The sequence below is a fragment of the Candidatus Phytoplasma bonamiae genome (assembly GCF_030586845.1).
GTDB lineage: Bacteria > Bacillota_I > Bacilli_A > Acholeplasmatales > Acholeplasmataceae > Phytoplasma > Phytoplasma bonamiae.
In genome coordinates this window covers 1-7,736 of sequence record NZ_JAOSIQ010000022.1, presented here as the reverse complement: position 1 = coordinate 7,736, position 7,736 = coordinate 1, and the positions used below count along the sequence as shown (strand labels likewise).

At 28.1% G+C, this 7,736-nt stretch carries 8 protein-coding genes; all 8 read right to left on the bottom strand.

Features of this window, described 5'->3' with window-relative positions:
- Positions 1–669: 669 nt before the first annotated feature.
- Complete coding sequence (locus tag OC701_RS02010; RefSeq protein WP_304514433.1) at positions 670–882, bottom strand: YneF family protein; 213 nt, start codon at positions 880–882, stop codon at positions 670–672.
- Between the two features lie 2,002 nt (positions 883–2,884).
- Positions 2,885–3,373, bottom strand: a complete 489-nt coding sequence (locus tag OC701_RS02005) for an RsmD family RNA methyltransferase (protein ID WP_304514432.1) — start codon at positions 3,371–3,373, stop codon at positions 2,885–2,887.
- A gap of 21 nt (positions 3,374–3,394) precedes the next feature.
- Positions 3,395–3,841 carry a bis(5'-nucleosyl)-tetraphosphatase (symmetrical) YqeK gene (yqeK, locus tag OC701_RS02000; RefSeq protein WP_420887967.1) on the bottom strand — a complete coding sequence of 149 codons (447 nt, stop codon included), beginning with the start codon at positions 3,839–3,841 and terminating at the stop codon, positions 3,395–3,397.
- Positions 3,842–4,645: 804 nt separating this feature from the next.
- Positions 4,646–5,188, bottom strand: a complete 543-nt coding sequence (locus OC701_RS01995; protein ID WP_304514431.1) for a YqeG family HAD IIIA-type phosphatase — start codon at positions 5,186–5,188, stop codon at positions 4,646–4,648.
- A 580-nt stretch (positions 5,189–5,768) separates the two neighbouring features.
- Positions 5,769–5,894 carry a hypothetical protein gene (locus OC701_RS01990; protein ID WP_304514430.1) on the bottom strand — a complete coding sequence of 42 codons (126 nt, stop codon included), beginning with the start codon at positions 5,892–5,894 and terminating at the stop codon, positions 5,769–5,771.
- A 456-nt stretch (positions 5,895–6,350) separates the two neighbouring features.
- On the bottom strand, positions 6,351–6,494 hold the full coding sequence (locus tag OC701_RS01985) for a hypothetical protein (protein ID WP_304514429.1): 144 nt from the start codon (positions 6,492–6,494) through the stop codon (positions 6,351–6,353).
- 16 nt (positions 6,495–6,510) lie between these two features.
- A complete protein-coding gene (gene greA, locus OC701_RS01980) occupies positions 6,511–7,047 on the bottom strand; it encodes a transcription elongation factor GreA (protein WP_304514428.1) in 537 nt (178 codons plus the stop codon).
- Positions 7,048–7,101: 54 nt separating this feature from the next.
- Positions 7,102–7,533: an O-methyltransferase gene (locus OC701_RS01975; protein ID WP_304514427.1), complete on the bottom strand. Its 432-nt coding sequence runs from the start codon at positions 7,531–7,533 to the stop codon at positions 7,102–7,104.
- Positions 7,534–7,736: the final 203 nt, after the last annotated feature.

Sequence of the window (7,736 nt, the reverse complement as noted above, 5' to 3'; positions counted from 1 at the left end):
TTCATTATCCGAAGAAGTTGCGATACTAATACTTCATAGATCTTTTGTCTATATGGTCTCCATGAATAAACAATAAATTACTTTCTGCTTTCGCCCTATAAGAGTGGTTAACTCTCTTCTTGGTAAGGCGATTAGCTAGCTTATTCCAAAACTAGATTTACTCTTACGACTACTAAGCAGATTCTTTATCCTTAACTATCAGGGCTTTGATTTCCTGATCTGTAAATTTAATTACATAGTTTTAGGATTCTCCAAGTTACGCTAAATTTCTACCTTAATTCTTTAGGGGAAGTGACCATTCTAATAAATGGTAAGATTCCAGGTTTGTTAGGTGATAAACTACTCAGTACCTTAGTTATATACTAATAGACTCTGGACTGTCCGCTTCAGCAACTTCCGGAACAGGTTTAATATTACATCCATTTCCCTTCTTAGGCCATTGCAGGCTTCTCCATGGAATTATTTGGTGGCGGCGTCTTCTTGACTAATTTGCTTTCGTCGCAACCCGCTTTTATGGTCTGCTATAATCTATCATTCTTTCGTCTGATAAACCGACCATATCCTTTCAGGGTTTATCGGCCCCTGGCTATTGGTTAGATAGCATGAAATTTAGGCCTCTTTGGCGCCCACTAAGATATAATAACTCATTAGTGTCATTTATTCTCCAATTTATTTTTTATTTTTCATCGCTAACATAATTTGTTGAATTTGTTTTTCGCTAGGACTTCTACCCATCTGTTTAAACATTTCTTTAATTTGTTTTTTATTTATAGGAGGGTTTTTTTCTAAATATTTTCTAATAATTAAAAACATTATTAATGCCCCTAATAAAATACCTAAAAATAAACCTGATAAAAATAAAATTGTTTCAAACCAAGTCATAATCATTCCCCTTTCAATTTTAATATTTTTTGGAATAATTTAACCATTATTTAATCAATTTCTTTTATTAAAACTTATCTTTAGTTAGACAAAATAGGTTTATAAAAAATTAATCTTTTATTACCGTATTTTTTATTTTTAATTAAAATAAATTTTTGATTAATATCAGGTAATAAATTTTTATATATGGATAGATTATTCGCGTTTCGATCTTAGAATGGTCTTTCTTATCTCTATTACAAATAGCCCCCATCCAAACCGGACGAGCAAGTTTCCCAGCATCCGGCTTTCCATAATTTATCCTCTTCTGAAGACTAACATTGTGTCACCACTGGTTAGTTGTTAATTCTGATCGTTCTTGATTACTTAAATTATTTAATCCCATAAATTTGTTAATAAGTTCTCTGACAATAACTTTATCATTCTTACATAAAACCATAGTTTGTTAATCCCGATTTTAGTCTTGTTATTAATTCCTTAATTTTTATCTATTTTAAATTTTTTTGAATTCTTTAGCAATTAATATTTGAATATTCGTTTGTTAATATCTTTTCAAAAACTGTATTATTCTAGATATTTTCAGATAAGATTAATTGGTATAAGATTATTAGTTAAACCGAATTGATTTTTATATCTCTTAAAACTTTATACTTTAGAACATTTTGATTTATAATGTTTCCCTTAAAGAAATTTTTTTAGTGATTTTATTATTTTCTATTCAAAATTGGGATTTAAATTAAGATATCTATCAATTCCCCTAAATCGTGGTGTCGGTTTTTTTTATAAAATTTTCTATATTCTAGGTGTATTTTTTATTCTGATTTTTGAGTTCATCAAATTATCCATTCTATTATCAATGCATTGTAAATAAACATTTACTAAGAAAAAGCGGTATTATTTTCCTTGGAATAAACTAGATAATGATTTATATTTGATCCCGTTTATTATAATATTGGTTTTAGTTATTTATATATCGTTTTAAGAATTTTATCTTTTTTTGATGCATTTTTTTAAATAATATTTGATTGATGGTTTCATAGTAATCCTAGATATCGATTTTCATAATATACTCAATTACTTAGATTTATTTTTAAAAGCGTTTAACAACATCATGGTAATTTTTTTTGGTTATCAATGTTAAACTCCATTTTGAAAAGATACCTTCAAAATCGGGAGTTAATAATCGTACTATAACCTTAACCTTATAAATAAATTGATTTTTTAGGAATACTAAATTCGGATTTAACTAGATTTTTTAAGATAAGAACTTACCTACATATGGCCATAATTATATTAATTACCATTAAAATATTATGCGGTGGTATTGTTCAATTTTGGAATTTGATACCGTCTATGATTTGATTAAATTCTCGGTAGTAAGTTATTAATTCCGTGTTTGTAATTCTTGTTGCATATTGAACGATTTTAAATGATCTTCAAGTTTGACAAAAACTTTAGATACTTGATCCTATTTGAATAAACAATAAATTACTGACTTCTTTCGCCCTATCAAGGTCGTTAACCTTGTTCTAGGGAGGACGATTAACTGGATCATTCCAGATCCAGTTTTACTCCTCCGACTACTAAGAAGTCGCTTTCTCCTTGGGCTATAATGACTTTAATCTCATTATTCGTTAATTTAATAACTCGCCTTTAGGATTCTCCAAGTTACGCTAAATATCAACCTTGATTCCTTAGGGGAAGTGACCATTTATTCATGGTGAGATTCCAGGTTAGTTAAGTGATAAACTATCCAATACCTTATCATTGTATTGATATCCCCTGAATTGCTCGTTTATAGTAGTTTGCGAGACTGTTATAAGAAATTACATCTGCTTATCTTCTTAGGCCATTTCAGGCTTACCCGTAGAACCATTCGGTGGCGGTGTCTTCTTGACTAACTACTTCATCGCAACCCGCTTTTAAGAACTGCTGTAATTCTTGATAGTTTCCTTTCAAGAACCGTTCTTAGCCTGTCAGTGTTTATCGCACTGGTGATGGGTTAGTTCACTCGATATTTAGGCCTCTTTGGCGCCCGATAAGTTTCATAAATAATCCAACTTTGAGAATGAATAATTTTAAATAATTCAGGAAATAATTTTTTTATGTCAAAAACATAAGGAGGATCTAAAATAATTACATCAAATTTAATTTTTTTAGATATAAATCTTTTTAAAATATTAAAAGCATTTTTATAAAACACTATTACTTTTTGATTATTAATTTTAAGTTTATTTTGATTTTTTCTAATTGTTAAATATGCTGGTAAAGAATTATCTACCATAAAAATTTGTTTTGCTTCTCTACTTAAGGCTTCAAATCCATAAGCTCCAGAACCCGCGAATAAATCTAAAATAACACTATTATTAATATCCTTTTGAATGGTATCAAATAAAGCTTTTCTAATTAAATGAGTAGAACTTTTAGTATTTTTAGATGGTACTAAGTTTAAACGAAAATTTTTATATTTTCCAGATATAATGCGCAACATTATAAATATTACCAAACTTTTTCAATTTAAAAACAGTTGTTTTTTTAAAGAATTTAATATTTTTATTTGTTCTGGAAAAGATTTAAAACCTTTACGGGTATAATAATCAAGATTATTTTTTAATAATTCATATATCGTTTGGTCCAAATTTTTAAAAGCTAATTTTCTAAAGTAATTGATATTTGGAAAAGTTCTACTATTTTCTATTTTATCACTAATTAAAATAATTTTATCTAATTTATTCATGTTTTCGTGACCCCAAACGTGTTTTCTAATGGCATCAAAAATTTTTTTATTATTAATATTAAATTCTTGTTGAAGTACAATAGGTGCACTAAAAGCATGATACATAAAAACCATTTGTTTATATTTGTTAATAATATCATGATTTAATACGGATAAATGAAATTCTAAAGATTCATTTTTAGTATAATCATGGAATAAAGCAGCTATTTGAGCTTCTTCAATATTTTCTTCATAAAATAAAGCTAATTCAGTAGCTTTCTGATAAACTCCTAAAATAATACGGATAGATTAATTGCGTTTTATTCAGCGATTTATCTTTGCTGTTTTATTTACAATCAGCCCCCGTCCAAACCGGACAAGCAAGTTTCCAAGCATCCGGCTTTCCATAATTCAAATTACTTTCTTCTTTCGCCCTATAAGAGTAATTAACTCTCTTCTCGGTAAGACGATTAACTAAATTATTCCAAATCTAGGTTTACCCTTACGACTACTAAAAAGATTCTTTATCCTTGACCATCCGGACTTTTATTTCCGGATTAGTAAACTTAATTACTTAGTTTTAGGATTCTCCAAGTTACACTAAATTTCTACCTTAATTCTTTAGGGGAAGTATCCTTTTTAGAGGCTGATTCCAGGTTTCTTTATTTGATAAGCTATCCAATACAAATCATAAATATTGATAGATTCTGGACTGTCCGTTTAAGCAACTTCCGGAACAGGTCTTATCATTACATCAATTTTCCTTCTTAGGCCATTGCAGGCTTCTCCATGGAATTATTCGGTGGCGGCGTCTTCTTGACTAATTTGCTTTGGTCGTAACCCGCTTTTATGGTTTGCTGTAATCTGACATTCTTTCGTTTGTCCGACCAACCATATCCTTTCAGGGTTTATCATCCCTGGCTATTGGTTAAATAGCGCGAAATTTAGGCCTCTTTGGCGCCCTGATTTAAACGATAAATATCATTTTTAAATTTATTATTAATTTTTTTTAAAATTTTTTCTATTAACATAAATTATAATTATCTTTTATTTAATAAAATTCTTAAACTTTTTATTATAAATATTTAAATTAGTTTTTCGAATTAAATTAATTAAAGGTCTTTCTATATAAATACGATTATATTTTGTGAATAAATTTTCTTGTTTTTTATTCAAAGGCTTTACCAAAATAGATATAATATTTAATTTATTAGCTCCTTTGATATCTGTGGCCAATTGATCACCAATCATAACTATTTCTTGAGTTTTTGTTTGAGTTAAATCTAAAACTTTTTTAAAACCCCAAGATGAAGGTTTTTTGCGAAATACATTGAGATAAATATAATCCCAATTAGGTTCTAAAATTTTTTTTAATTTACGTTGAGAAGCATTAGAAAGAATAATTATTTGAAATTTTTTACTAATATTCATTAGTAAATTATAAATTTTAGTATCTAATGTTTTTTGAAACGGTTCTATAAGAGTATTATCATATGGATAGATTATTTGCGTTTCGATCTTAGAATTTATCTTTCTCATCTCTATTACAAATAGCCCCCATCCAAACCGGACAAGCAAGTTTCCCAGCATCCGGCTTTCTGTAATTTACCCTTTTTACGGGACTAACTTGGTGTCACCACTAGTTAGTAGTTTATTCCTATCGTTATTTGTTTCTTAAATTGGTTAATGTCATGAGTTTATTGTTCATCATCTTTTGATAATAATTCCTAAATAAAACAACAATTTATTTATCTCTCATACTGTCACTAATGATATAAAAGTTATCCACATAACAAATATATTTCTATTTATTCCATTAAATTATTGTTTAATTCATTTAATGACATCCTGACAAAATTTTTTGGTTCGGAATCCGAAACTCCAATCTGACAGGATATTTTCAAAATAAGAAGTTATAATATTTATTTGTTCCATTGTTTTTTAATTAAGCAAACTTTGATAACCAGGATGCCAAATAGTTGAATTTTACCAAAACCTTTTAGAATGAAAATTTGTTGAACTGATATCATAGTCAATAAAGGTAATTGTTGATATATTCGTGGTGGCATATCTATTCGATTTTTGGAATTTGATACCGTCTATGATTTGATTAAATTCTCGGTAAGTTATTAATTCCGTGTTTGTAATTCTTGTTGCATATTGAACGATTTTAAATGATCTTCAAGTTTGACAAAAACTTTAGATACTTGATCCTATTGAATAAACAATAAATTACTGACTTCTTTCGCCCTATCAAGGTCGTTAACCTTGTTCTAGGGAGGGCGAGCTGGATCATTCCAGATCCAGTTTTACTCCTCCGACTACTAAGAAGTCGCTTTCTCCTTGGGCTATAATGACTTTAATTTCATTATTATTAGTTAATTTAATAACTCCGCCTTTAGGATTCTCCAAGTTACGCTAAATATCAACCTTGGTTCCTTAGGGGAAGTAACCATTTTATTCATGGTGAGATTCCAGGTTGGTTAAGTGATAAACTATTCAATACGATTTAGATATATTGATAGACTCTGGACTGTTCGCTTATAGTAGTTTACGAGACAGGTTAAGAAAGTACATCTACTTATCTTCTTAGACCATTTCAGGTTTACCCTTAGAACCATTCGGTGGCGGTATCTTTTTGACTAACTACTTCGTCGCAACCCGCTTTTAAAAACTGCTGTAATTCTTGATGGTTTCCTTTCAAGAACCGTTCTTATCCTGTCAGTGTTTATCGCACTGGTGATGGGTTAGTTCACTCGATATTTAGGCCTCTTTGGCGCCCTAAATCAAACAATAACACTTTAATATTTTTTTGAAATAATTCTTCAAACGGAATTTCAAAAACAGAATCATAATAAAAATCGGGTATATAATGTAGGTAATTTTCTAATTTCATAATTTTCCATATCCAATTAATTTATTTTCAAAATTTTAATATCAATAATTTTACCAGTTTCAGATTTATATCTTAACTGATCGCCTTCTTTATGTCCTTGTAAACTCTGTCCAATAGGAGATTCGATAGAAAATTTATTGTTTAAAGGATCTACTTCTAAAATTCCAACTAAATGTAATTTTAAAATTTTCATATTATCTAAAAACTGAATATCTACTGTATTACCAATAGTAACAATTTCTTTATTTTGATTAGAATAATCAATTATTTGCATATTTTTTAAAATATTTTTAATTTCAGAAATTCGTGTTTCTATGATTATTTGCTCATTAGTAGCAGCTGCATAATCAGCATTTTCGCTCAAATCTCCTTGATCACGAGCTTCTTTTAAAGAAATTAAATTTTCACTTCTTTTAGTGGAAGTTAAATGTTCTAACTCTTGTTTTAATTTATCTACACCCTCTTGAGTTAACTTGTAAATTTGTTTATCTTTATTAATGTTTTTTTTATCAACTTTATATTTGTTTGCATAAGAATTAATATCATGGCTCATAATAACTAACCTCTTTTATCTGTGATTTTTTTTATATTGAATAAATTTATTTTATCACCAAAATATATATTCAGATGGCAAAAAATTTTTAAAAGAAATACTTAATCCATCTCCTACATCGATAAATATAGTTTTAAAAAAATAATTATTTTTTAAATATACCTTAAATTCTTGTATTTTATTAAGAATTCTGCAGACATTTTTAGAATTATTTTTATTATTAAATAAATTATGAAAATTTAAATTATCGCAAATAATAAAACCATTATTTTTTATAAATTTTTGATATTTTTCAAATAATTTGCAATATTGCGATTTAGCACCATCGATAAAAATTAAATCATAATGTTTTTTAGGCTGAAACATTAAAGCTTCTGTCCAAATAACTTTAACTTTAAAAGGTGTATTACAAAATATTTTTTTAGCTAATAAATAATAATTATGCTTTCTTTCTAATGTTTCAATTTGAGTATTAGGATTACACATAGTTAACGATACGGATAGATTAATTGTGTTTTATGCAGCAATTTATCTTTGCTGTTTTATTTACAATCAGCCCCCCTCTAAACCGGACAAGCAAGTTTCCCAGCATCCGGCTTGCCATAATTCACCCTCTTCCGAGGACTAACGTTATGTCACCACTTATTAGTTGTTTATTCTGATTATATAGGATAACCTTTTTAGATAAA

What these genes read in the sequence shown, in the direction of transcription:
- OC701_RS02010 (WP_304514433.1), bottom strand. Translation starts at nt 882, where the DNA reads ATGACTTGGTTTGAAACAATTTTATTTTTATCAGGTTTATTTTTAGGT.
- OC701_RS01975 (WP_304514427.1), bottom strand. Translation starts at nt 7,533, where the DNA reads ATGTGTAATCCTAATACTCAAATTGAAACATTAGAAAGAAAGCATAAT.
- OC701_RS01995 (WP_304514431.1), bottom strand. Translation starts at nt 5,188, where the DNA reads ATGCTGGGAAACTTGCTTGTCCGGTTTGGATGGGGGCTATTTGTAATA.
- OC701_RS01985 (WP_304514429.1), bottom strand. Translation starts at nt 6,494, where the DNA reads ATGAAATTAGAAAATTACCTACATTATATACCCGATTTTTATTATGAT.
- OC701_RS01990 (WP_304514430.1), bottom strand. Translation starts at nt 5,894, where the DNA reads ATGATCCAGCTCGCCCTCCCTAGAACAAGGTTAACGACCTTGATAGGG.
- greA (WP_304514428.1), bottom strand. Translation starts at nt 7,047, where the DNA reads ATGAGCCATGATATTAATTCTTATGCAAACAAATATAAAGTTGATAAA.
- OC701_RS02005 (WP_304514432.1), bottom strand. Translation starts at nt 3,373, where the DNA reads ATGTTGCGCATTATATCTGGAAAATATAAAAATTTTCGTTTAAACTTA.